The organism is Luteimonas sp. AC640a, from assembly GCF_979256585.1.
The window spans coordinates 83,610-107,190 of sequence record NZ_CEEDOV010000002.1; the positions used below are offsets into that span (position 1 = coordinate 83,610).

General features: G+C 68.0%; 19 protein-coding genes. 7 read left to right on the plus strand and 12 right to left on the minus strand.

All coding sequences use genetic code 11. The annotated features are described in order from the left end of the window. Positions 1 to 100: 100 nt before the first annotated feature. From ACZ9YD_RS01115 to ACZ9YD_RS01160, 10 genes are all read right to left on the minus strand, one after another. Positions 101 to 1,195 carry a peptidoglycan-binding protein gene (locus tag ACZ9YD_RS01115; RefSeq protein ID WP_465073300.1) on the minus strand — a complete coding sequence of 365 codons (1,095 nt, stop codon included), beginning with the start codon at positions 1,193 to 1,195 and terminating at the stop codon, positions 101 to 103. Between the two features lie 99 nt (positions 1,196 to 1,294). Continuing rightward, positions 1,295 to 1,816, minus strand: coding sequence for a hypothetical protein (locus ACZ9YD_RS01120; protein WP_465073301.1), 522 nt, complete (start codon positions 1,814 to 1,816; stop codon positions 1,295 to 1,297). A gap of 648 nt (positions 1,817 to 2,464) precedes the next feature. Next, the gene (locus tag ACZ9YD_RS01125) at positions 2,465 to 4,048 is read right to left on the minus strand and encodes a serine hydrolase (protein WP_465073302.1); all 1,584 of its coding nucleotides are present in this window, start codon (positions 4,046 to 4,048) and stop codon (positions 2,465 to 2,467) included. 32 nt (positions 4,049 to 4,080) lie between these two features. Beyond that, positions 4,081 to 5,196, minus strand: a complete 1,116-nt coding sequence (locus ACZ9YD_RS01130) for a YkvI family membrane protein (RefSeq protein WP_465073303.1) — start codon at positions 5,194 to 5,196, stop codon at positions 4,081 to 4,083. Beyond that, complete coding sequence (locus ACZ9YD_RS01135; protein WP_465073304.1) at positions 5,193 to 6,233, minus strand: DUF1611 domain-containing protein; 1,041 nt, start codon at positions 6,231 to 6,233, stop codon at positions 5,193 to 5,195. Before ACZ9YD_RS01135 ends, ACZ9YD_RS01130 begins: the two co-directional genes overlap by 4 nt. 20 nt (positions 6,234 to 6,253) lie before the next feature. Then, positions 6,254 to 8,584 (minus strand): TonB-dependent receptor, encoded by a 2,331-nt coding sequence (locus tag ACZ9YD_RS01140; RefSeq protein WP_465073305.1) that lies wholly within the window; start codon positions 8,582 to 8,584, stop codon positions 6,254 to 6,256. Between the two features lie 102 nt (positions 8,585 to 8,686). Next, entirely contained in the window at positions 8,687 to 10,396 is a 1,710-nt protein-coding gene (locus tag ACZ9YD_RS01145) for an N-acyl-D-amino-acid deacylase family protein (protein ID WP_465073306.1), read from the minus strand. Positions 10,397 to 10,427: 31 nt separating this feature from the next. Further along, the gene (locus ACZ9YD_RS01150; protein WP_465073307.1) at positions 10,428 to 11,690 is read right to left on the minus strand and encodes a peptide MFS transporter; all 1,263 of its coding nucleotides are present in this window, start codon (positions 11,688 to 11,690) and stop codon (positions 10,428 to 10,430) included. Beyond that, positions 11,687 to 12,697 carry a dipeptide epimerase gene (locus tag ACZ9YD_RS01155; RefSeq protein ID WP_465073308.1) on the minus strand — a complete coding sequence of 337 codons (1,011 nt, stop codon included), beginning with the start codon at positions 12,695 to 12,697 and terminating at the stop codon, positions 11,687 to 11,689. The genes ACZ9YD_RS01150 and ACZ9YD_RS01155 overlap by 4 nt, the downstream gene beginning before the upstream one ends. Before the next feature lie 64 nt (positions 12,698 to 12,761). Then, complete coding sequence (locus ACZ9YD_RS01160) at positions 12,762 to 14,789, minus strand: serine hydrolase domain-containing protein (protein ID WP_465073309.1); 2,028 nt, start codon at positions 14,787 to 14,789, stop codon at positions 12,762 to 12,764. A 177-nt stretch (positions 14,790 to 14,966) separates the two neighbouring features. On the opposite strand from ACZ9YD_RS01160, the gene ACZ9YD_RS01165 reads away from it, so the two are divergent. The 5 genes from ACZ9YD_RS01165 to ACZ9YD_RS01185 all read left to right on the plus strand — a co-directional run bounded on the left by ACZ9YD_RS01165 (position 14,967) and on the right by ACZ9YD_RS01185 (position 20,057). Next, positions 14,967 to 15,665, plus strand: a complete 699-nt coding sequence (locus ACZ9YD_RS01165; RefSeq protein ID WP_465073310.1) for a helix-turn-helix domain-containing protein — start codon at positions 14,967 to 14,969, stop codon at positions 15,663 to 15,665. A 126-nt stretch (positions 15,666 to 15,791) separates the two neighbouring features. Beyond that, the gene (gene ggt, locus ACZ9YD_RS01170; RefSeq protein ID WP_465073311.1) at positions 15,792 to 17,519 is read left to right on the plus strand and encodes a gamma-glutamyltransferase; all 1,728 of its coding nucleotides are present in this window, start codon (positions 15,792 to 15,794) and stop codon (positions 17,517 to 17,519) included. A gap of 232 nt (positions 17,520 to 17,751) precedes the next feature. Then, entirely contained in the window at positions 17,752 to 17,976 is a 225-nt protein-coding gene (locus ACZ9YD_RS01175) for a hypothetical protein (protein WP_465073312.1), read from the plus strand. A 106-nt stretch (positions 17,977 to 18,082) separates the two neighbouring features. After that, a complete protein-coding gene (locus tag ACZ9YD_RS01180; RefSeq protein WP_465073313.1) occupies positions 18,083 to 19,123 on the plus strand; it encodes a hypothetical protein in 1,041 nt (346 codons plus the stop codon). Between the two features lie 115 nt (positions 19,124 to 19,238). Further along, complete coding sequence (locus ACZ9YD_RS01185; protein WP_465073314.1) at positions 19,239 to 20,057, plus strand: hypothetical protein; 819 nt, start codon at positions 19,239 to 19,241, stop codon at positions 20,055 to 20,057. A 62-nt stretch (positions 20,058 to 20,119) separates the two neighbouring features. On the opposite strand, the gene ACZ9YD_RS01190 is transcribed toward ACZ9YD_RS01185, so the two are convergent. Both ACZ9YD_RS01190 and ACZ9YD_RS01195 read right to left on the minus strand, forming a co-directional pair. After that, positions 20,120 to 20,668, minus strand: coding sequence for a hypothetical protein (locus ACZ9YD_RS01190; protein ID WP_465073315.1), 549 nt, complete (start codon positions 20,666 to 20,668; stop codon positions 20,120 to 20,122). Positions 20,669 to 20,709: 41 nt separating this feature from the next. After that, on the minus strand, positions 20,710 to 22,194 hold the full coding sequence (locus ACZ9YD_RS01195; RefSeq protein ID WP_465073316.1) for an AAA family ATPase: 1,485 nt from the start codon (positions 22,192 to 22,194) through the stop codon (positions 20,710 to 20,712). A gap of 173 nt (positions 22,195 to 22,367) precedes the next feature. Here ACZ9YD_RS01195 and ACZ9YD_RS01200 point away from each other — a divergent pair, with 173 nt between their 5' ends. Both ACZ9YD_RS01200 and ACZ9YD_RS01205 read left to right on the plus strand, forming a co-directional pair. Next, positions 22,368 to 23,000: a nucleotide-binding protein gene (locus ACZ9YD_RS01200; RefSeq protein WP_465073317.1), complete on the plus strand. Its 633-nt coding sequence runs from the start codon at positions 22,368 to 22,370 to the stop codon at positions 22,998 to 23,000. Positions 23,001 to 23,076: 76 nt separating this feature from the next. After that, a complete protein-coding gene (locus ACZ9YD_RS01205) occupies positions 23,077 to 23,553 on the plus strand; it encodes a SixA phosphatase family protein (protein WP_465073318.1) in 477 nt (158 codons plus the stop codon). The last annotated feature ends 28 nt before the right edge of the window (positions 23,554 to 23,581 follow it).

A 23,581-nucleotide genomic window follows, 5' to 3' on the forward strand; every position in this document is an offset into this window, starting at 1 on the left:
GCAACACCGATATATCGACGTTAGACACATCCGGCACGTGTCGACAGCTGGGGCGAACCCGAGCGTGGAGTGACCTCGCATTCAGTGCATAAGCTCTGTTTCAGCGCTCTGGACCACACTGCGATTGGGCGTCGACCTGCGCATTTCGTTCCAGCTCCTGCGAGGCCAGGTCTTTCGCCTGCTGGAACATCTGCCCGAACCGGGTCGCGGTGAAATCATCGAGCGCCGTTTGCAATGTCGCCGTGTCGCCGGTGCGCGCTGCTGACAGCAAGCCCTCAATGGGGAATTTCGAGACGGCGCCGAGATTGGACAACGCTTGGCCTTGCGACTGCTGCGCTCTATCGAGCGCTTCGCGCGTCTCGGGTCCTACGACACCATCCGCCTGCAGCCCGTAGGACTGCTGGAATGCCCGCACGGCGTCACCGGTCCGCGGACCGAACCTTCCATCTGTCTGCAACGGCGTATCCCACGCGTCTCTGAAGCCGAGCCCTGCCAAGGTGGCCTGCATTTCGGCTACGCCGTCTCCGCGCTGGCCCTCGCGTAGCAACTCAGTGAACGCCGGGGCTTCCGGCCTGATCTCCGAGACACCGTCTTTCAACCCCGGACTAGGTGTGTTCGCACGCTCAAAATCGAAACGCTCCTCCACGAACCGGGCGTAGCTCTCGATCAGGGGCAGCACCTTGGCGCGGGACAACGCGAGACCTCCGTAATCCAGCGTCGGTCCATCGTGGTGGTACTTGTAGATGTAGGCCTCGTCCTGTCCGCGACGTTCTGCCAAGGCCCGGTTGTCGATGAAATGCGCAACCAACGCGCTGGCCTGCGCATCGACGTCGAAGCGGTTGTTCGTGTTGAGGCCATAGGACAGACCGGTCTTGTCGACGAACTGACCCAGCCCGGAAGCAGACGTGGTGCCAGCGGCAGCGTCTGGATTGAAGCCGGATTCGATTCGCGCAATCGCGAGCACATGCGCCGTGTTTCGGGCATCGAGTCCCGCCTCTCGCGACGCTTGGACAAGCGAATCGATCGCTCGCGACTGCACCTCCGGGGTTGCGTCGCCCCATATTCGCGAGTTGCCGGACAGTCTTGCCGGATCGTCGCTAATCGGCTCGAGGTAGTGGCTCCATCCCTTGAGCTGGGATGTCCGATACGCGGCGCCTTTAGGCTGAATCAGGTCTTCGTAGATTGGGGCAGTCATCTCTGCAACTCCTTCCTTGGGAGATCGATGTACTGCCTGTTCCGGCAGCGTCGGATCGGGCTCTCCGACCTTCCTCGTCGGCCCCTTTGTTGACTCGGATCATCTGGGAGTGACGGCCGGGTACTCGATCGTTGGGTGGCGCAGACCGAGGTCGGACAGAAGACGTTCGTATCCGTCGTTGTTCGCTTCAAGGATTTCACCATTCCCACGCGTTGGCGGCACAGCGTCGTTCATCGGGGCGCCCTGCGCGTCATAGATGAAAAACCATTCGCACACCTTGCATCCGAATGGTGTCTCGCCGTACTGCACGACCAGATAATGCTGGCCGCCCCCGGATTTCGCGCATCCCATGCCCACCGGCACGAATCCCTGCATACCGCGCGGCGCAGGCAATGTCGTTGACCCCCTGCCCGGCGACTCGACGCGAGCGTTCTCGCCGCTGCCGAGAAGAACAAAACTTGCGGCACCGCATTTCAGATCCATGTCTACGGTCTCCCCCGACTCGAGTGCATGCCCGCCGCTGATTTCAGGAAGTGTTTGCGTGTCACCGGGGTGCGGATCGGCGCAAGCATTCAACGAAACCAGCAGAGTGGAAATCACGACCAAGTTACGGATGTACATCAGGCATTTCCTTTCTGGAAACAGCGATTCGCATGTCCCGTATCGACATCGAGGCCCATGCGATGCGCCTCCACCCCGGGCCAGTGCGCTTGCCGTTGGTTTGCTTCTCGCTCTGTTCGAACGCTGCGTTGTTCGTGGGACATCAAGCATGGGCCATCATCTAGTCACGAAGCGATCACCTCGAGCGTAACGCCGCCCCGAGTGACGGTCAGCCCGCCTTGTGTACGCAGGTAGGAGAATCAGCCATCGGACCGAACCGCGCCGTGGATTCCTGTGCTGTGGTCGAGGTCCATTCGCGCCGGATCGCATGACCGGGTGTGGAGCAAGAAGCTCACACTCCATCGGTTGAAGTGCAGGATCACGACCCGAACTGCATCCCAATTGTCAGACTTATGCGGGGATTCAGCCCGCGAGCGACGCGGCAGCAAACTGTGCGACCAGGCTGCGAAACGCAGCTGGCGGCAGAATTAGTCAGCGTCCGTTTCTGGCAGCGCCTGAAGACGCCTCTGTTTGTCGCCTAGAGCCCGCGTGTCAGGGAGTGTCGAAGGATCCAAGTCCGCGAGTCCGATGTCGCCGGAATCCGCGGCAAGCACTTCCGTCTCTTGTATCCAGCAAACCCGGAGGCTGCCGCGCCACAGATGTGCAGCGCTATTTCAACGCCTGCGGCTCGAACAGCAGATCGTGATAGTCGTAACTGAAATCCGCCGTCGGCGAGATCGCCTGCATCCGGATCTGCGCGACCTTGCCTGCCGCATCCAGCGCGAAGGCAACGGAAGCCGGCTCGATCGCCGCATCGTCCCAGGCCACCCGGAAGGTGTCGTACTGCCAGTGGGTCAGCGTGCCCTGCATGCCGGGCGTCTGGTGGAAGTCGATGCGCAACTTGCCGCCTGTCTCGGTGATGGTGATCGGGCCGTACCAGGCATCGGCGTAGGTCCCGGCGTAAGCGGCTGGCGACAGCGACGGCCGGGTTGCCCTGCGGATCTGCACGCCGGTCGCGTCCAGCGCGGCCAGGCCGTCGGCGAGGCGCGCCTGATTCCAGGTGGCGAATGCCGCGACCCAGTCGCGGGGCTCGAAGCCGAGGTAATGGTCGAGCAGCTCGAAACCCAGCCCCCGCAGGACGTCGACGTCTTCGGAATTGATCTGTAGCGAGATGCCGATGTTCCGCTCGGGCACCAGCACGGTGAAGGCCAGTACGCCGAACACTGCGCCGCCGTGCTGGATGACTTTGATGCCGCGGTAGTCCTGCACGTTCCAGCCCAGCGCATAGCCGGAGAACTGGGGGGTGATATCGGTGATCGGCGCCGGGTAAGGGCGGATCGGCACAGGTACCTGCGGCGTCCACATCTCGTGCGCCGAAGCTTCGCTGTACAGCCGGCCGCGATCGTCAGGCAGCGCGCCGAGCGCGAGCTGCACCTGCAGCCAGCGCGCGAAGTCCTGCGCGCTCCAGGACAACCCGCCCGCGGCGGCACCGACCTGGCCCAGGCCTTCGCGTTCCGGCAGCAGCTGCTGCGGGCCGAGGCCGCGCAGGCGCGGATCCAAACGCGCATGCGGCTGCGCGCGATTCTCGGTCGCGAAGCGATCGTCCTCGTGACTGGTCGCGTTGCGCATCTGCAACGGCGCGAAGATGCGCTCGCGCACGAAGGTTTCCCAGTCCTGTCCGCTGACTGCGGCCACCACTTCGCCGGCGACGATGTAGAGGATGTTGTCGTAGGCGTAACCGCTGCGGAAACTCGTGGCGGGCCGGATGTGCCGCAGTGCGCGCACGATGTCGGCGCGGCTGCGCGAGGTGCGGGGAATGAACAGCAGGTCGCCCGCACCCAGCCCCAGGCCACTGCGGTGCAGCAGCAGATCGCGCACCGTCATCTCGCGCGTGACCCAGGGGTCGTACATGCGGAAATCGGGCAGATGGTCGATGACCCGGTCGTCCCAGCCGAGCTTGCCGTCGTCGACGAGGATCGCGAGCGCCGCCGCCGTCACCGCCTTGCCGGTCGAACCGGTCGGGAAGATGGTGTCGGCGTCCACGCGCTCCGGCGCGCCGAGCCGACGCACGCCATAGCCTTTGGCGTGCACGATCTCGCCGTCCTCGACGATCGCGATCGCCATGCCCGGCACGTCGCGGGATTGCATCGCGGCCTCGACCCGCGCATCGAAACCGGCAGGCGGCGCCGCAGCGGCGGTGAGAACGCACAGCGACAGAAGCGCTCCGGCGATGGCCGGCAAAGGGTTCGACATGACGGCGTCTCCCGTCCTCGCGGACGTGTCGTTCAAGGCAAGGGGATTACACCGATCGACCTGCGGCGCCACAGCAGCCATACGCCCCAGGTCATCAGCGGCAGTACGTAAATCGCCAGGAAATACCAGGTCAGCGTGCCGTAGCCCTTGGCGATCAGGTCGACCAGGCCGACGGCCGTGGCGGCATACACCGCGATCAGCATGACGCCCACCGCGAGCGCCGGACGCAGCGCGCGCGGCATCGGACGCTGCCGCTCCGCCCAAGTGTTGGCGACACGCTCGTTGAGGGCGTGCAGCAGCGCGACGCCGGTGTCCACCAGCGTCAGCATCACCGCGATCTGGAACACCCACTCGAACCACGGTGCCTGCAATTTCGCCAGCAGGAACGCCGACGGCAGGGCCTCGGCGCCGATCTCGTGGTAGTAGCCCATCATCGCGATGTAGAACACCACGCCCGGCAGCATGCCCAGCGGTCCGGCCAGCGCGCCGGCGGCGAGTGCCTCGCGGCGACGGCCGAAGTGGCGCACGCAGAACAACACCGCGGGAATGGTGGCGACGTTGTAGCCGGCGTAGGTCACGCCGGCCTTGAACCACCCGGCCTCGACCGGCACCGACGCGAAGTTCGTCCCGATGCGGTCGCCGAATGCCACCACCGCCCAGATCACGAACACCACGTAGACCAGATACAGATAGCCGACCGAGGCGACCAGGAATTTTTCGATCGCGGCGCTGCCGCAGAACAGCAGCGCGCCCGTGGCGGCGATCATCGCCAGCGAGCCCGCCACCTTCGGCAGGCCGAACAGGCTGAAGGCGATTTCGCCGGCGGCCGCGCCCATGACCGCCAGGATCACCAGCATCAACAGCACGTAGCCGATCTCGAACGCGAACCAGCCGCGGCCCAGCAGCACCTTGAAGAACGCGCGGTAATCCCAGGCGCGGGCGACACGGGCCAGCTCGAAGCTGACCATCAGCACGCCGCTCCACACCAGCATGCTTACCGTCATGCCGAGCAGGCCGCCCCAGGGACCGGCCGGCAGGAAGAACTCGACCAGTTCACGCCCGGTCGCATACCCGCCGGCGATCACCGCAGCCTGGAACACGAAGCCCGGCAACAGGTAACGCTGGAACCAGCTGGCCCGGGACGTCATGCGAGGCAGGCGTCGACCAGCCGACCAAACGCCGCGCCGCCGCGGACCGGATCCGCGACCGGCAGGCCCAAGCGGGCAGCGGTGGATACGATCGCGTCCTGCGCGTCCGCATCGTCGAGCGCCGCGGTGTTGAGGCTGACGCCCGCGCAGCGGATCGCGGGATTGGTGCGGGCGCCCAGTCGCAGCGCGAGGTCGATGGTCTCCTCGATCGACGGCACCAGGTAATGCGCATGGCCGAGCATGCGTTCGCGCCCGACTGCGTGGCAGACGACGATGACGTCCGGCTGGCTGCCGTGCAGCAGCGACAGCGACACGCCCGCATAGGCCGGATGCGACAGCGAGCCCTGGCCTTCGACGACATCCCAGTGCGCGGGATCGGCATCGGGCGACAGGAATTCCGCCGCGCCGGCCGCGAAGTCCGCGATCACCGCGTCCATCGGCACACCCGCGCCGGCGATCAGGATGCCGGTCTGCCCGCTGGCGCGGAACGTGGCATCGAGTCCGCGTTCTCGGAACGCGCGCGCCAGCGACAGGGCGGTGTATTTCTTGCCCAGGGCGCAGTCGGTGCCCACGGTGAGCAGACGCTTGCCGGTGCGCTTTCGGCCGCTGGCGACGGGCAGGTCCGATGGCGGCTCGCGCACATCGATCAGGCGCTGCCCGTGCGCGATGGCCGCGTTGCGCAGCACGTCGATGCCGGCCAGCCGGGCATGCATGCCGCCGACGAGGTCGAGCCCGGCCTGCAAGGCATCGAGCAACGCAGGCACCCAAGCCGGCGGGATCCGTCCGCCGGGGTTGGCGACGCCGATGACCATCGCGCGCGCGCCCAGCGCACGGGCCTGGACGGGGGTCAGCCGCGGCAGGCCGGTGCTGACCGTCGCGCCCGGGCAGGCGAATTCGCCGAGACATCGCTCGGGCGCCCAGTCGCGCAGACCGAACGCGGTCTTCGCGTAGCCGGGTTCGACGGTGTCTCCGAGAAACAGCAGGTACGGCTGCGGCAACGCCTCGGGAGCGTGCGGCACGGCGGCGGCAGTGGGCATGGGGGCCGGGTCCGTCCGGCTCAGAACCGGACGTCGAGTTCGACGCCGAACGTCCGCGGCTGGATCGGCACCGCGGCCAGATACGCCAACGTGCCGCTGAGCGCGCCGGCCGCCGGCGTCATCGACGAGTAGCCGCCCTCACCGGTGACGTTGCTGACATAGGCGCGTACCTCCCAGCGTTCCCGGCCGATGCCGGCGTAGAGATCGAGCGCGCGATAGCTGTCGAGCCGCAGCGGCGCGGTCACTTCTTCCTGCAACACCGTGGAGGGGTCGCCCGGCGCGGTGACGCGCTGGCGCTCGGTGGTGTCGCTCAAGCGTTCTCCGGTGAAGCGCAGCACGCCGCCCACCTGGCCGGACAGGCCCTGCGATGTCGTGAACGCATACTCGGCGGTCGCCGCCCACGACAGCGTCGGCACATACGGCATGCGGTCGCCGGCCAGGCCGGTGTTGAGCACGACGTCGAACGCGCCCTGCGGAATGACCGTGGCTTCAAAATCGTTCTTCACCCGCGCCTTGGTGTAAGCCGCATTGATGCCGAGCGACAGGGCCTCGGTGGCGCGGAACTGCGAAGCCAGCTCCAGGCCTTCGCTGCTCGCCTCGCCGCCGTTGACCAGGCCGCCGATGCCGTTGAACGACGACGCCACCTGGATGTCGTCCCATTCGATGCGGAACGCGGATACGTCGATCTGCACGCGGCGATCGGCGGTCTGCGATTTCAGTCCCAGCTCGTAGCTGGCGAGCATCGACGAGTCCACGCTCGGCGGAATCCCCGGGAGCGCGACGTTCGGGCCGCCCGGCTGGTAGCCGGTGGCGACGCGTGCGTACAGCATCGTGTCCTCGGCGAGCTTGAACTGCGGGCTCAGGCTCCAGGTGAACACGTCTTCGGTCGATTCGCCGGGCGCATCGCCGATCGGCGCGAGGATGCCCTCGCTGACGTTCTGGCTGAACCACTGGTCGTTGCGCGCCTGGCGCAAGCCGGCGTCGATCTTGAAGCGCTCGCCGAACCGCCACGATGCGTTGGCGAACAGCGCGACTTCCTCGTACGTGCTCGGCAGGCCGATCACCGCCAGGGTGCCGAATGCCGCGTCGAACGGCGCCGGCAGCGGCGAGCCATCGCGCTGGCCCAGCCACGCGACCTGGTTCTGCTGTGCGTCTTCCTTGGTGTAGAACACGCCCGCCATCCACTCGAAGCGGCCGCCGGTCTTGGAACTGAAGCGGAACTCCTGGGTGATCTTGTCGAGGTCGAAGGTGTAGCGCACGTTCGAGCTGCCCGGCTCGGGCAGTCCCAGCAGCAGATCGGCGACTTCGCCGAACTGCACCGTGGTATCGATCTGGTCCAGCGTCTTGGTCTTCGACCAGCCGGTCGCGGAGACGAGATCGGCCCAGCCCAGATCCCAGTTCACGCTGAGCGAGGTGAGCGTCAGTTCCTTGGAGAATGGTTGCCGCTGCCAGTTCCGGCCTTCGAATTCCCCACCGAGCGGCGCGTAGCTGCCGGGCGCGAGGGCGACCACGGCCCGGTCGCTGGCGTCGATGCGCTGGTGCAGCACGCCGAGGTCGACATCGACCGCGTCGCCGTCCCACGACAGCGCCGCGCGACCCCCGATCTGCTCGCTGTCGTTGATGTCGCGGCGGCCATCGATCGCGTTGTCGGTGTAGCCCGGCAATCCGTTGCGCGCGACGCTCATGCGCAGGCCGAGGCGATCTTCCTGCAGCGGCAGGCTGACGCCGACGCGGCCGTTCCAATCCTGGCCGCCGTCCGAGACCGAGCGCAGGCCCACGCCGGCGCGGAACTCCTCGTTGACCAGGTCCGGTGGGCGGGTCACGTACTTGAGCAGGCCGCCGATCGCGCCGGCGCCGTACAGCGTGCCCTGCGGTCCACGCAACACTTCGACGCGGCTGATGTCGTAAGGCAGCAGGTCCAGCATCAGTGAGCCGGCGCTCTGGTAGATGCCGCTCGAGCCGACCGGCACCTCGTCGATGTAGGTCGCCACCGTCGCGCCGGACGACAGCGTCGAGATGCCGCGCAGCGACACGGAGGTCAGGCCGGGTGTCCCGCTGCTCTGCACCTGCATGCCGGGAATCAGCGCCGCGTAGTCGGTCAGCGAACTCGCGGCCATGTTCTCCAGCTGGCGTTCGCCGATCACGCTGATCGACGCGCCGACATCGCGGACATTCTCGACACGCTTGTTGGCGGTGACCACCACCGAGTCGAGCGTGACCGCCTCTTCGGCGGCCGTCGTGGGGCGCTCCTGTGCCAGCACGGGGACAGCGGCGGCGCAGGCCAGCGTGCTGGCGATGGCGAGAGACAACGGTGAGCGGAACCACGGACGTGCGGATCGGAACGCGTGCATCGGTTGTCTCCCCAGACGATTATCCTGATCAGGGATCATGATCCCAATCAGAGAATTGTCAACACGGTTGGAGAAGATGGTGGATCCGCCCGTGCGGGCCGGTCACCGGCTGACGGACGCCCCGTCACGCCAGCCCGGCCCGCGCACCACGCGCCCCGGCGTGGCGCCTGTGTGCTCGCCATCGCGCAGCACCTGCTCCCCGTTGACGAATACGTCGCCCACGCCGGTCGCATAGCGCTGCGGCGTGTCGTAGGTGGCGTGGTCGATGATCGTGGCCGGATCGAACACCACGATGTCGGCATAGCAGCCGGCACGCAGGCACCCGCGGTCGGCGAGCTTCCAGTTGGCGGCCGGCAGTCCGGTCAGGCGGTGGATGCCCTCCTCCAGCGGCATCAGCCCGCGGTCGCGTACGTAGTGCCCCAGGAAGCGCGCGACATTTCCGTAGGCGCGCGGATGGGTGCTGGATTTGAGGAACACGCCTTCGGGCGCCGACGATTCGGCGTCCGATCCCAGGCTGACCCAAGGCTGCGCCAGGCCGAGCTCGACGTTCGCCTCGCTCATCAGGAAATACGCCGTGCCGATGCGGGAATCGTCCTCGACGATCAGGTCGATCGCCGTCTCTTCCGGCGAGGTGCCGCGCTCGCGCGCGACGGCGGCGAGGCTGCGCCCGCTCAACGGCTTGAGCGCCGGATTGTGGAAATCGAGCAGCAGCAGGCGCTCGTCGGAGCCTGCCAGCAACCGCAGGTTCTCCCAGTCCACACCGGGCGCGCGCATGTCCGCCAGCACACGCACGCGGATCGCGGGATCGCGCAGCCGCGCGATCATCGCGTCGTGACCGCCGGCCTGGACCCAGGGCGGCAGGCTCGCGGTCAGGCCGGTGCCGCCGGCGGTGTAGGCATACATATCGGCGCTGACCTGCAGGCCCTCGGCGCGCGCGGCCTCGATCCGGGCGATGGCTTGCGCCATCTTCGGCCAGTTCTGCTCGCCGGCCGCCTTGAGGTGGTACACCCCGGCGCGTTGCCCGGTGGCGCGTGCGATGGCGATGGTCTCGTCGAGCGCTTCGAGGAAGCGGTCGGCCTCGCTGCGCATGTGCGAGACATAACCACCGCCCGATTCCGCGGCGGCCTGCGCCAGCGCGACGAGCTCGGCGGTGTCGGCGAACGTCGCCGGCGGATAGATCAGGGAGCTGCCGACGCCGAGCGCGCCTTCGCGCATCGCCTGGCGCACCACGTCCTGCATGCCGGCAAGTTGCGCGGGCGACGGCGTCACGTCGTCCTCGCCGAGTTCGTGGATGCGCACGGTGGTGGCGCCGACGAACGAGGCCACGTTCGGCGTGATGCCGCGCTGCTGCAGAAAGTCGAGGTAGCCGCCGAACGACGTCCAGGGCATGTCGTAACGCATGTCGCCCTGCTGCTTGAGCGCGTCCGCTTTCATGCGCGCGTTGACGGGCCCCATCGACCAGCCTTCGCCGAAGATCTCCAGCGTGACGCCCTGCTTGGTGTCGCTGATGCCGCGGCCATCGACGATCAGCGATTCGGTCGCCCAGCTCAGGGTGTTGATGAAGCCGGGCGAGACCGCGCGGCCCTGCGCATCGAGCGTCGTGTCGGCCGCCGCAACGCTGCCCGGTGGCAACAGGGCCGCGATGCGGTCGCCCCGCACCCCCACATCCACACGCTGCGGCGGTGCGCCGCTGCCGTCGTAGACCAGGCCGTTGCGGATCAGCAGGTCGTAGTGCGCGGGCGTGTCGACCACCGGCGCGGCGCTGCAGGCGGCGAGGGCGAGCGGCAGCAGGGCGATCGTCAGACGCGGCATGGCGGAAAACTCCTGTGAGGGATGGAGCGGATCATCGCAGGGCGCGGATCGGGCGATCCAGGCGCCACAGCAAGGCGGCAGCCACGACCGCCAGGCCGGCGAGCAGCAGGAAGAAACCGGAATGACTGGCTTTCGACCAGAGCGTGCCGACCAGGCCCGCCAGCAGACTGCCGCTGAAGATCGCGAGGAACCACGAGGCCACCGTGGTCGCGCCGAGACGCGGCGGCGCGAGCCTGGCGAACAGGCCAAGCCCGGTCGGCAGGATGTAGAGCTCGCCCAGCGTGAGGATCATGAAGAACGCGACCAGCCACAGCCAGCCGATACGCGTGTCGCCGGCGACGGCCGTCACCGCGGCCAGCAGCACGTAGGCACCCGCCACGATCAGCGCGCCGATGGCCATACGCAGCGCAGGCGCGGTCTCGTGTCCGGCCTCGGCGCGGCGCCGCCAGTGCAGCAGCAGCAGGGGCGTCATGCTGATCACCAGCAGCGGATTGAGCGACTGGAACCACGTCATCGGAATGGTGAAGCCTGCGACGACCCGGTCGACGCCGGTATCGATCAACAGTGGCAACGTGTTGCCGACTTGCTCGTAGGCACCGCGGAAGATGGTCGCGGCAATGCCGACGCCGAGCAGCAGCAGCCACACCTTGCGATGGTTGCCGCGCGCCTCCTGCGCATCCACCACGCGCGCCACGCCGCGCGCCGGCTCGGGCGGCAGGTAGCGGCGGCCGAACACATAGATCAGCAGACCGATGAACATGCCGATGCCGGCAGCGCCGAAGCCGTAGTGCCAGCCGTAGACTTCGCCCAGCGTGCCGCACACCAGTGGCGCCATGAAGCCGCCGATGTTCAGCCCGACGTAGTAGACGTTGTAGGCGCGGCCGCGGCGGGGATCGTCGGCGGCGTAGAGATCGTTGATCTGGCTCGGCAGGCTCGGCAGGAACAGGCCATTGCCGAGCGCGATGGTCGCCAGCGCGATGTAGAACGTCGGCTCGAACGCCATCACGAAATGCCCGAAGGCCATGATGCTGCCGCCGATGATCACCGCATTGCGCTTGCCCAGCCAGCGGTCGGCGATGGCGCCGCCGAGGATCGGCGTGAAGTACGCCATCGCCGTGTACGCGCCGTAGATGAAGGACGCCTTTTCCTGCGCGAACAGCAATTGCTTGGTCATGTAATAGACCAGCAGGGTGCGCATGCCGTAGTAGGAAAACAGCTCCCACATATTGGTCAGGAACAGGATCGTCAGCCCACGCGGCTGACCGAACCAGGTCTTGTCGGCGACGCTGCTCATGCCGTCGCCGACGGCCCCCAGACCTCGTCGCCGCACCAGATGTGGCCATCGGTGTAGCGCACCGACGGCGTGCGGTCCTGCCTGAGGAAGATCGGGCCGTCCAGATCCACCACATCGCAGAACTGGCCGAGCACGAACGCCGGCGCCGCCGCCAGACTGGTACCGCACATGTTGCCGACCATGACCTGCTTGCCGAGCGCGCGCGCGCGGCGCGCCATCAGCAGCCCTTCGGTCAGGCCGCCGCACTTGTCGAGCTTGATGTTGATGACGTCGAAGTGGTGGTGGCGCGCTTCGAGTTCGGCGAGATCGAGAATGCTTTCGTCGGCGGCGAACGGCAGCGCACGCGCGATGCCGTCGAGCTCGTGTTCGCGGTCGCGGACGCAGGGCTGCTCCAGCAGCGCCACGCCCGCTTCCAGCAACACCGGCAGCAGGCCCGGCAACGACGCGCCGTCGTAGCCCTGGTTGGCATCGACGCCGATCCACGCCGCCGGACAGCGCGCACGTACCGCGCGGACGCGCGCTGCATCGAGCTCCGCGTCACCGGTCAGCTTCAGCTTCAGCGCGCGCGCCTGCGTGTAGGCCGCGGCGCGGTCGGCCATGACGGCGGGATCGTCGGCGCCGACGGTGAACGTGGTGAGCAGCGGGCGTACGCCGTCGAGGCCTGCGAGTCGCCACACCGGCATGCCGGACTGCTGCGATTCGAGTTCCCACAACGCGGCGTCGAGTGCATTGCGGGCGCCGCCGGCGGGCAGCAGCGTGCGCAGCGTTTCGCGATCGAGCCCCGCCTCGATGCGGGGCCGCATCGCCTCCAGCGTGGCCAGCATCGTGTCGGGATGATCGTGCGTGTAGTAGACGCCGGCGGCTTCGCCGCGTCCGACATGCGCGCCGGCGCGCAGGGTCACCACGGTGGCCGGCATCGCCGAGAACACGTGTCCGGCAATCCGGAACGGCGCCGACAGGGGCAAGGGTTCGTTGTGCAGCTCGAGTTCGACCGGCTGGGCAGTCACGCGCGTTCCTCGTCGGGACAGGGGCGAACGCACCGGCGGCTGATGCCGCCGGTGCGTCGGGTCGTCAGTAGTTCGCGCCGAAGCCGATGACGTGCTGGGCGATGCCGATCCACAGCAGGAACAAGCAAGCCAGCGCCAGCAGCACGGCCCACAGCTTGGCCAGCACGCGGCGCCGGCCGCGCAGCACCTGCCACGCATTCCAGACCGCGACCGCCGCGCCGAGCGGCAGCACCACGGTGGCGAAGAGCCGCACGGCGATGATCAGGACATCGGTATCCGGGCTGGTCATCGCCAGATTGCTCAGCATCCCGACGACGAGCGCCAGGGCCGCGCCCATCGCCAGCAGCACCAGCAGCGCGGCGATCCGTACCAGGCGATGCGCGCGTGCGTCGGTGCCCGCCAGCCGGTACGGAGTACCGTAGTAGCGCCGCACCAGCGCCGAGACCGGCCAGGCCACGACGGTCAGCAGCAGCACCACGAGGCTCGCGACCAGCAGCGGCATCGCCAGCGCGCGCCACGCCGAGATGCGCTCGAACACCATGATCGGCGCGTACGGCTCCATGGTGAACCGCACGACCTGGCCGTCGGCGACGTCGGCCGCGAGGCGGTCCGTGCTGTCGCGGTCCTGCCACACGTACGGCGCCACTTCGCGCCACTGCTTCGGTGCGCCGGCTGCACTCGTCGCCATCGCCACGGTGATGGTGCCGTCCTCGTTGGCGACCACCTTGACCGGTCCCAGTACGTTGGCCAGCGACAGGAAGTTGCTGTCCGGGCGGCGGCTGCTGGTGTACGTGCCGGCGATCTGCTGGGCGTGCGCCTTGGCATCCGCCTCCGGCACGCCGGCCGTCTGCGCAGGCGTGCCGGGCAGATACCGGTCGGCGAAACCGCGCGACAGCGCATACCGGATATGGCCGGTCGCGCCTTCGCGTCCCGAACTGTTCATCGATACGAACAGGCCGATGCCGTCGTCGAGGAAGAGCTGCAGATCGCTGTGGAACCACTGCGTGTCGCCGCCGTGCGAGATCGCGCGATGGCCGTTGACCGAGGTCTCGTAGAAGCCGAGCATCATGCGGTTGAGCGGGCCGATCGACGCCTGCCCGGTGGTGTGCATCTGGCGCGCGGTGTCGGCGCCGAGAATGCGCGCGTCACCGAGGGCGCCGTCCTGCAGGTGCGCGATCATGAAGCGCCCCATGTCGGCGCCGGTGGACGCCAGGCTGCCGGCAGGCGCCAGGCTGATGAACTCGTATTCTTTGGCCTCGCCGTCGGAAGCCGTCGAATAGCCCGCCGACATGTTCGCCAGCAGCGGCGCCGGCAGCGGCTGGCGGAAGCTCGAATGCGCCATGCCGAGCGGCTGGAAGATGTGGCGGTCGATGTAATCGTCGAACGCCTCGCCCGACACGCGCTCGACGATGTAGCCGGCCAGCGCGGTCGCGTAGTTCGAGTAGGCCGGCGTGGCGCCGGGCACATGGATGCGTTCGGGCACCCAGTGCTTCAGTGCATCGCCGAGCGGTGTGATCTCGTCGGGGTCGGCGGTGATCAGTGCGCGGACCTGTTCTTCAAACCCGGTGGTATGGGTCATCGCCTGGCGCAGCGTCACTGGCGTGCCGTCGCGCGCCGGGATCTCGAAGTCGAGGTACTGGTTGACGTCGGCATCGAGGTCCAGCTTGCCCTGCTCGACCAGCTGCATCACCGCCGTCCAGGTGAAGAGTTTGGACACCGAGCCGGGCCGGAACAGCGTGGCGGCTGGGTCGACCGGCGTGCGTGCGGCGACGTCGGCGTAGCCGTAGCCCTTCTGCAGCAGCACCTCGCCGTCCTTGACCACCACGACGACGGCGCCGGCGATGTCGCCCGCGGCCAGCGCGTAGGGCACGAAGCCGTCCAGCCAGGCCTCGGCATCGCCGCGGGTCAACGTTGGCGCTCCGCCGATCGCATCGGTGGCGTCGGAGGCAACAACGGGTGACGCGGCCGGCTGCGCCGACGGCTGCAGGGGCGATGCCGCGGGCGCGGGGGCAATGGCCGCTTCCTGCGGGGCCGCGAACGCCAGTCCGGCACCGAGGAGCCCGGCGAGCAGGCCTATTGGAATCACGCGCATGAGATTGCCCCGAGTTGTCCTGATTGGCGATAGTGATCCCAATCAGAGAATTGTCAACCGTGCCGGAAGTCCCCATGTCGTATCCCGGCGCGGGCCGAAGCCGGCCCTGCGCCTTCCCACCCATCGCCTGCTGGGGCGATGATGATCCCGAAGCGAATACGAACGGACCCCATCAGGATGACAGCGCCACACCCCACCATCGGCGGCTTGCTGCGCGCCTTGCGCGCCCGCAAGGGCTGGACGCTCAAGCAGATGAGCGAACATGCGGGCATTCCGCTGTCGACCCTGTCGAAGGTCGAACACGACCGGCTGACACTGACCTACGACAAGCTGCTTCAGCTCAGCCAGCGCCTCAACCTGCGCATGTCCGAGCTGTTCGCCGAACAGGCCGAGGCGCCGGAACCGCCGGTCACCGCGCGCCGCAGCGTCGGTCGCGTCGACGACGCGATCCGCGTCACCACGCCCAACTACGACTACTACTACCTGTGCCCGGAACTGCGACGCAAACGCATGATCCCCGTGCTCACCCGCGTACGCGCCAAGACCATCGCCGAGTTCGGCGCGCTGGTGCGTCACTCCGGTGAGGAGTACATCCACGTGCTCGAAGGGCGCATGGAAGTGCACACCGAGTTCTACGACCCGCTTGTGCTCGAAACCGGCGAAGGGGTGTACATCGACTCGAACATGGGCCATGCCTACATCGCGGCGGAAGGCTGCGACGAGGTGTTGCTGCTCGGCGTCTGCTCCAGCGCCGACGAGCAGCTGATGGCTTCACTGCTCACCCTGCATGGCGAGGAGCAGGCTGCGCAGGAGACCACGCCGAAACGCCAGGCGCAGCAGGTCAAGCGCCTGGCCAAAAAGTCGGCGGCACGCTGACGGCACGCGCCACGCCCGCTGGATCGCGGGGCGGGCAGGGCCGCACGCCGTGTCCGCCAGAGTGGGGATGCAACGCCGCTTCTGGCTGACGGTATCGTGTGCGCCTGTCCAGACTCGAGAGTTCCGATGCCCCGATCCGTCCTGGGTGACCGCGCCCGCCTGCTGTCCGTCCTGCTGCTGGTCGCGGCGCCGGGTCTGTCCGCGCAGGCCGCCGACCGCATCACCGGCCAGCCGTTCGCGACCCGCAGCGAGGTGCACGCGCCCCATGCAATGGCCGCGACCTCGCATCCGCTGGCCACCCAGATCGCGCTCGACACCATGAAAGCCGGCGGCAGCGCGGTCGACGCGGCGATTGCCGCCAATGCGGCATTGGGGCTGATGGAGCCGACCGGCAACGGCATCGGCGGCGATCTGTTCGCGATCGTGTGGGATCCGAAGACCAAGCGCCTGTATGGCTACGACGGTTCGGGCCGTTCACCGCAGTCACTCACCCTGGCGGAATTCCAGCGCCGCGGCCTGACCGACATTCCGTCGCACGGCCCGCTGCCGGTCACGGTGCCCGGCGCAGTCGATGGCTGGTTCGCGCTGCACGGCCGGTTCGGCAAGCGCGCGATGGCAGAGAACCTCGCGCCGACGATCCGCTATGCGCGCGAAGGCCACCCCGTGCACGAGGTCATCGCCTATTACTGGGATCGCTCGGTGCCGCGTCTGGGCAAGTGGCCCGGCTTCACCGAGCAGTTCACGATCGACGGCCACGCGCCGCGCACCGGCGAGACCTGGCGCAACCCGAATCTCGCGAACACGCTGCAGGCGATCGCCGACGGTGGCCGCGATGCGTTCTACAAAGGCGACATCGCGCGCGTGATCGGCGATTACTTCGCCGCCAACGACGGCTTCCTCGCCTACGAAGATCTGGCCGCGCACACCGGCAACTGGGTCGAACCCGTGTCGACGAGCTACCGCGGCGTCGAACTGTGGGAGCTTCCGCCGAGCGGACAGGGCATCGCCGCGCTGCAGATTCTCAATCTGCTGGAACCCTATGACCTGAAGTCCTACGGCTTCGGCAGCCCCGAACATGTGCACCTGTTCGTCGAGGCCAAGAAGCTCGCGTTCGCCGATCGCGCGCGCTGGTACGCCGATCCGGCCTTCCATCCGGCGCCGGTCGAGCGACTGATTTCCAAGGACTACGCACGCGAGCGCGGCGCGTTGATCTCGATGGACACCGCGCTGCGCGAAGTGCAGCCGGGCACGCCGAAACAGCTCGACGAAGGCGACACGATCTACCTGACCACCGCGGACGCCGACGGCATGATGGTGTCGCTGATCCAGTCCAACTACCGCGGCATGGGCAGCGGCATGGCGCCGCCGGGCCTGGGTTTCATCCTGCAGGATCGCGGCGAGCAGTTCGTGCTGCGCGAGGAACATCCCAATGGCTACGCGCCGGGCAAGCGCCCGTTCCACACCATCATTCCCGCATTCGCGACGAAGGACGGCGAACCGTGGCTGAGCTTCGGCGTGATGGGCGGCGCGATGCAGCCGCAGGGCCACGTGCAGATCCTGATCAACATGCTCGACTTCGGTATGAACCTGCAGGAAGCCGGCGACGCGCCACGCATCCAGCACGACGGTTCGACCGAGCCCACCGGCCAGAACACCGCGATGACCGACGGCGGCGAAGTGGATCTGGAAACCGGCTTTCCCTACGAGACCGTGCGCGCGTTGATGCAGAAGGGCCATTCGGTGCGCTTTTCGCACGGCCCCTACGGCGGCTATCAGGCGATCATGAAGAACCCCTACGGCGGCTGGACCGGCGCCAGCGAATCGCGCAAGGACGGACAGGCCGCCGGCTACTGAGAGGCTGAGAAGCAATCGCCCGCCTATTGCGGCCGCCTCCAAGCGCCCATGACTGCGGCGGACAGCGCGAAAACTGCGGTCATTTGGTTCACCAAACTCCCTGGTTTTCGCGCTGTCCGCCTTGCCATGGACACTTGGCGACGCCCTCGCAACGGCGTCGATTACTTCTCAACCTCTGACGCATCGGCTGCGCGCAGGTATTCTCGCCGCCTCATTCAAGGGGCGGGACGATATGCGCGGATGGATCGCGGCGGGACTGGTGGTGCTCGCGGTATCGAGCGTGGGCATGCAGCCCGATGGCGATGCGCAGGACGATATGACACACGCGTCGGATGCGGTGTCGCGCGCCGAGCATGCGCGGCTGCGTCAGGCGCGTGACGCGGCGCCGCAGATGACGCGGCGCGTCGATGACACCGCGACGGCCTCGGTGGACGCGACGCCGATCAGCGAGCACTGATCCATATCGAGGCGCCTGTATGGACGGCTCGGGACTTCCGCATCACGGAATCGAGGACGCGACCGGCGCCGGTATGCTGATCGCCTCGTTCCTGCCAGGCCTCCGCATGATCCGTCCCATCCTCGCGGCTGCATGTGCCGTCGCCCTGTTCGTCCCCGTCGCGCAGGCGCAGGCGCCGTACTCACGGTTCGACGAAGCGCCTGTCGCGGAGCAGGACACAGCGGCCGACCAGACCGCCTGGCGCAGCTGGTCGCAGCGCAGCGCCGCCGCACTGGCCGCCACTGGTCAGCCGCGCGAGCTGGCGTTCGCGGCGGTGTTGCGTGGGCTCGCCGATGCGAATCCGGAACAGCTCGACAGCGACGCGCCCTCACAGCCAGTGGCGCCGGATGCACAGGCCAGCGCCTGGCGTCGCGACGCTGCAGCGCGCGCAGGCAACGATGTCCTCGCCAACGCATTGCTCGCCTACGGCGCGGATGAAGCAACGCGCCTGCGCGCAGCGCAACGCTGGCTCGGCGCCGACCTGAAGAATCTAGCGCCGCTGCTGGTTCGTGGTGGCGGCGTCGATGCATTGCTCGCCGATGCGCGTGTCGCGACGCGGTTCGAACTCGGCATGCTCGAACAGGTGCGCTGGATGCAGGCCGCATTGCTGCGCACACCACCCACGCCTGCAGAGCGCGCCGTGCTCGCCGACGCCGGCGCATTCGTGCCGACCGAACATGCCGCGATCACAGCGATGGGCCTGTGGGCCGCGGTTGCATTCCCGGGCCTCGACCCGCTGATGCAGGGCTGCGATGCCGACACGCTCGGCGCGAACCCCACCCGCGCGCGCGACTGTCGCCACGTGGCCGAAATCATGGCGAACAGCTCGGACACCCAGCTCGGCGAGATGCTCGGCCTGGCCCTGATCGAACGCCTCGCCATCACGCAGGCCGAGCGTGCCGACGTGCAGGCACGCCGCCGCACCTTCGACTGGCGGATGCTCGAATGGGGCCGCGCCAATGCCGCCCTGCCCCGCGACGGCGCAGGCCAATTCGTGCGTTTCCTCGCCGACCCGTCGATCCGCACCGAAGCCGATCTCATCGCCCGCGCGCTGCAGGAAGCCGGCATTCCTCTGGAACCGCCAGCCGGTTGGCAGCCGCCGCGCTGAGGCCTCCGTCCGCGCCGTTTCGCGCGGCCCCGCGTCCCCTGTTCAGCGCAATCAGTCAGGCGCACACTCTCGCCAGCGTCGGCACCATGCCGCCGCAAGGGGACGGAGAGATTCGATGCGGAACATGCACATTGCCTGCGGCCTGCTGGCCGCGGCGCTGACCATCTGCGCCAGCGGCCCGGTCGCCGCGCAGGCTTACAACACCTTCACCATCGGCGCTGGATTCACGCCCGATCCGCAGACCGGCAACGGCGAGACCGGCGGCGCGACGCAGGCCTCTCGGTTCGGGCCGCAGTGCAGCGGCGTCATCGACACCACCCCCGACCACACCATCCGCGTGACTTCGCCGCTCGATCTGCGCCTGTCGGTGGAGAGCACCACGGACTCCACGCTGGTCGTCGTCGGTCCCGCCGGCGTGTTCTGCGACGACGACAGCGCCGGCGAGCTCGACGCGCAGGTCGATGCACGCCTGACCCCCGGCGACTACGCGGTCTACGTCGGTCACATCGAGCAGCCCGGCCGCTACACGCTGACCCTCACCGAAGGCAGCGGCGTCACCGCAACCAGCGACGGGCAGTACGCGAACTTCACGCTCGGCGCCGGCTTCACGCCCGATCCGCAGATCGGCACCGGCGAGACCGGCGGCGGGGTCGAAGCCAGCCGCTACGGCGCGCACTGCACCGGCATGATCGATTCGACGCCCGACCACCGCCTGACGATCACCTCGACGGTGGCGCTGCGTCTCGCGATCACCAGCACGACGGACTCGAGTCTCGTTGTGACCGGACCGGGCAAGGTGCTGTGCGACGACGACGGTGCCGGCGCTCTCGATGCCGCAGTCGTCGATACGTTCCGCCCGGGCGAGTACGACGTCTACGTCGGCCATCTCGGCCAAGCCGGCACGTACCGGCTGGAGATCAGCGAGACGAACTGAGCGCCGGGTCGCGCCCGTTCGATCGATCGAGCGGGCGTGTCACCCAAACGCGGAGATCGGGCTCATCTGGCCGACATCGTGGTGGCCGTCTTCCGCGACACGCGGCCTCCCCGTTCGGACGAGAACGTGAACGTATAGCGCAGCCGGATCGGCACAGAATCGACCTGGGCGTCTGCGCCCTCGCAACGGGGATCCGAGTCCGGATCGATGCCAGTGGGGAATGTGCAGATCGCCGCTCCGAAGTAGCGCCAACTGCGCAGCGTTGCGGTAACGGCATCGACGAACGGCGTTGCAGTAGCGTCGTCGGGATTCGCACAGCCCATATCCTCGCGATCGGCGACGATATCCTGGGCCACGCCGTCAGCGTCCACGACGAAACCGACGCACACCTGCAACTCGCCTTCGAGGCTCGCGTCTGCCGGAAACGACGGATCGGGATCTTGGATCGGCGTCGCCATCAGGAAACGTTGATTCGATTCGACCGTATGCACCTGCCCCATCGGCGGCAGCACCATCGCGCGTTCGACCTGTGCGGTGCGATGGCTGCATGCGGCGAGTGCCATGAACAGGCACGCCGCAATTCCGCAATGTGCAAGGTGTCGAGTCTTCATCCGGCCTCCTGCCGATCGGGACATCTAGTTCGGGCCGCGACTCAATCCGCCGGCACCGTACGCTCACGCGCCCAACTGCGCAGGGCGTCGACCTGTTCGCGCATCATCACCGACAGCGGGCGCGTGTCGCGCAGGGATTCGATGACCATCGACTGCGACAGCGGAGCGCCGGCGGCGTGCGCAGCGTAGAGCGCGGCGACGATGGCCTGTTCTATTTCGGCGCCGGAGAAGCCTTCGGCTTCGATCGCGAGCAATGGCAGGTCGAAGTCCGCGACGTCGAAGCCGCGCCGTGCGAGATGTACGGCGAACACCTCGGCGCGGACGTCGGCGCTCGGCAGATCGACGAAGAACGTCTCGTCGAAGCGGCCCTTGCGCAGCAGTTCCGGCGGCAGGTCGTGGACCTGGTTGGCGGTCGCGACCAGAAACACCTTCGACTTGCGCTCGGCCATCCACGTCAGCAGGAAACCGAGCACCCGGCGCGAGACGCCGCCGTCGCTGTCGCCGCTCGAGGCCAGGCCTTTCTCGATTTCGTCGATCCACAGCACGCAAGGCGCGAGCTGTTCGGTCGAGGCGATCGCCTCGCGCAGGTTGCGCTCGGTCTCGCCGTGGTACTTGTCGTAGAGCGTGCCGAAATCCAGCCGCACCAGCGGCACGCCGAAACCGCCGGCGATGGCTTTCGCCAGCAGCGACTTGCCGCAGCCCTGCACACCGAGCAGCAGCACGCCCTTGGGCGGGTCGAGACCGGGTGGCGCGTCGCCTTCGACGAACACGCGACGTCGTTGTTCGACCCAGCGCTTGAGCCGGCGCGCACCCGCCACATCGGCGAAGCCGGCGGTGTCGTACTCGTAATGCAGATGCCCGCTCTTGTTGAGCAGTTCGAACTTGAGCTTGGCCAGCGCCGGCAGGTCGTCGTGCGCGAGCGCGCCGTCGGCGTGGATCAACTGCCGGGTGATCCGTCGCGCGTCGCCGAGCGACAGGCCCTGCAGGTTGCGCACGATCTGGCGCACCGCATCGGCGTCGGCTTCGACGCGGCGGCCGCCGTGTTCCTGCTGGTAGGCCGTGGCTTCCTCGCGTACCAGTTTCAGCAGCGCGTCGGCATCGGGCAGGCGCGGGCGGAAGCGCACGGCCATGGTTTCGAGATCCGCCGGCAGTTCGACCTTGTGGCCGACCAGCACGATCACGTGCGGCAGGCAATGACGGCGCTGCACCAGATCGCGCAGCTGGCGCTGGGTGCCGGCGTAGCCGAGGTAGGGATGGAAATCGAGCAGCAGGTAGATGCCGCGCTGGTCGGCGTCGCGGATCGCAGCCAATGTGTTGCTGGCATCGGCGGCGGTGTCGGTCTCCGACTCGCCATCGAGATCGATGCGGCGCAGGCCCTCGGTGATCGTCCAGCGGTACAGCGCGCGCCAGACCTGCATCAACGACTGCCGGAACAGCTCGACCGCGCGCGGCTCGTCCGGCGTCTCGACGACGATCAACGGCGTGTTGGCCCGGATCAGCGCGGCCAGGTCCTGCAGTTCACTCATGGGCGCGACGCGCTCGCGATCGGGGATGTCGATGGTAGGGCGTGTTCACGTGTCCCGCACACACCGGATCGGGCGGCGACCCGAGACAGACCCGTCCACGCGTGAGCGCGGCCCGCGGTCGCGGGGTTCGCACGGGCGGTGTACGCTCGATGCGAACCGATCCGGAGACTTCGATGAAGACGGTACTGGTGGCCAGTTCCAAGGGCGGCGTGGGCAAGACCACAATCGCCACGCATCTCGCCGCGCACGCCGCGCTGGCCGGTGAGTCGACGGTCCTGGTCGATGCCGATCCGCAGCAGTCATCGACGCGATGGGCCGAGCGTCGCGCCGGTCTTGAAGCCGCCGTGCTGCCGGTTGACGGCAGCGCGCGTCACAAGAAGGTGCTGGCCTCGATTCCCGACGGCGCGACGCGGCTGGTGATCGACGCGCCCGCCGGCGCGATGGCCGATGATCTGGATGCGTATCTGGAAATCGCCGACGCGATCGTCGTGCCGGTGCTGCCGTCGGCGCTGGACATCGACGCGACGGTGGGCTTCCTCAACACGCTGGCCAAGCATCCGCGCATTCGCCGCGGCCAGACCCGCGTGGGCCTGGTCGCGAACCGCCTGCGGCCGCATACCAATGCCTCGCAGCAGGCGCTCGCGCTGCTGGCGCAGTGGCCGTATCCGGTGGTGGCGCAGCTGCGCGACAGCCAGGCCTACGTGATGCTGGTGGGCCTGGGCAAGAGCCTGTTCGACTACCATTCGGCGCAGGTGCGCGACCATCAGGACGACTGGGCGCCGCTGCTGAAGTGGGTCCGGAAGTAGGCTGTCCGCCGACGCGTTCACCGCATCCGAACGCTCCGCCCGTCATGAAGTCACAACACGAGGCCGCCGACCACACATGCGCGAACTGATCCTGCTCCGCCACGCCCACGCAGATCCCGCCCTGCCCGGGCAAGCTGACATCGACCGGCCCCTGTCGGCCGAAGGTCTGGCCGAAGCGGAAGCCGCCGGTCGCTGGCTGCGCGAGAAACAGCTCGTGCCCGACTGCGTGCTGTGTTCACCCTCGCGCCGCACGCGCGAGACACTGGAAGCGGTGCTCGGCGCGATCGGGTACGTCGACCAGCGCCTGGAACAGTCGATCTACGAAGCGACGCCCGGCACCCTGGCGACGCTGCTCGACGAGCACCGCGATACTGGTCGCCTGCTGCTGGTCGGCCACAATCCCGGCCTGGAACGCTTGGCCGCGTTGTTGCACAGCGGCCAGACCGGCGAATACCGCGGCATGCCGCCGGGCGGCATTGCGGTCCTGACCTTGCCAACGGGCGCCGCGGTTGAACCTGCCGTCGCCGAACTGTCGGCGTTCTGGTGGCCGTAGGCGCACCGGCGCCCGCTTCGTCCACTGC

Bases quoted from the DNA above. Each gene is read 5' to 3' on its own strand.
- ACZ9YD_RS01115 (WP_465073300.1), bottom strand. From the start codon at position 1,195: ATGACTGCCCCAATCTACGAAGACCTGATTCAGCCTAAAGGCGCCGCG.
- ACZ9YD_RS01120 (WP_465073301.1), bottom strand. From the start codon at position 1,816: ATGTACATCCGTAACTTGGTCGTGATTTCCACTCTGCTGGTTTCGTTG.
- ACZ9YD_RS01125 (WP_465073302.1), bottom strand. From the start codon at position 4,048: ATGTCGAACCCTTTGCCGGCCATCGCCGGAGCGCTTCTGTCGCTGTGC.
- ACZ9YD_RS01130 (WP_465073303.1), bottom strand. From the start codon at position 5,196: ATGACGTCCCGGGCCAGCTGGTTCCAGCGTTACCTGTTGCCGGGCTTC.
- ACZ9YD_RS01135 (WP_465073304.1), bottom strand. From the start codon at position 6,233: ATGCCCACTGCCGCCGCCGTGCCGCACGCTCCCGAGGCGTTGCCGCAG.
- ACZ9YD_RS01140 (WP_465073305.1), bottom strand. From the start codon at position 8,584: ATGCACGCGTTCCGATCCGCACGTCCGTGGTTCCGCTCACCGTTGTCT.
- ACZ9YD_RS01145 (WP_465073306.1), bottom strand. From the start codon at position 10,396: ATGCCGCGTCTGACGATCGCCCTGCTGCCGCTCGCCCTCGCCGCCTGC.
- ACZ9YD_RS01150 (WP_465073307.1), bottom strand. From the start codon at position 11,690: ATGAGCAGCGTCGCCGACAAGACCTGGTTCGGTCAGCCGCGTGGGCTG.
- ACZ9YD_RS01160 (WP_465073309.1), bottom strand. From the start codon at position 14,789: ATGCGCGTGATTCCAATAGGCCTGCTCGCCGGGCTCCTCGGTGCCGGA.
- ACZ9YD_RS01165 (WP_465073310.1), top strand. From the start codon at position 14,967: ATGACAGCGCCACACCCCACCATCGGCGGCTTGCTGCGCGCCTTGCGC.
- ggt (WP_465073311.1), top strand. From the start codon at position 15,792: ATGCCCCGATCCGTCCTGGGTGACCGCGCCCGCCTGCTGTCCGTCCTG.
- ACZ9YD_RS01175 (WP_465073312.1), top strand. From the start codon at position 17,752: ATGCGCGGATGGATCGCGGCGGGACTGGTGGTGCTCGCGGTATCGAGC.
- ACZ9YD_RS01180 (WP_465073313.1), top strand. From the start codon at position 18,083: ATGATCCGTCCCATCCTCGCGGCTGCATGTGCCGTCGCCCTGTTCGTC.
- ACZ9YD_RS01185 (WP_465073314.1), top strand. From the start codon at position 19,239: ATGCGGAACATGCACATTGCCTGCGGCCTGCTGGCCGCGGCGCTGACC.
- ACZ9YD_RS01190 (WP_465073315.1), bottom strand. From the start codon at position 20,668: ATGAAGACTCGACACCTTGCACATTGCGGAATTGCGGCGTGCCTGTTC.
- ACZ9YD_RS01195 (WP_465073316.1), bottom strand. From the start codon at position 22,194: ATGAGTGAACTGCAGGACCTGGCCGCGCTGATCCGGGCCAACACGCCG.
- ACZ9YD_RS01200 (WP_465073317.1), top strand. From the start codon at position 22,368: ATGAAGACGGTACTGGTGGCCAGTTCCAAGGGCGGCGTGGGCAAGACC.
- ACZ9YD_RS01205 (WP_465073318.1), top strand. From the start codon at position 23,077: ATGCGCGAACTGATCCTGCTCCGCCACGCCCACGCAGATCCCGCCCTG.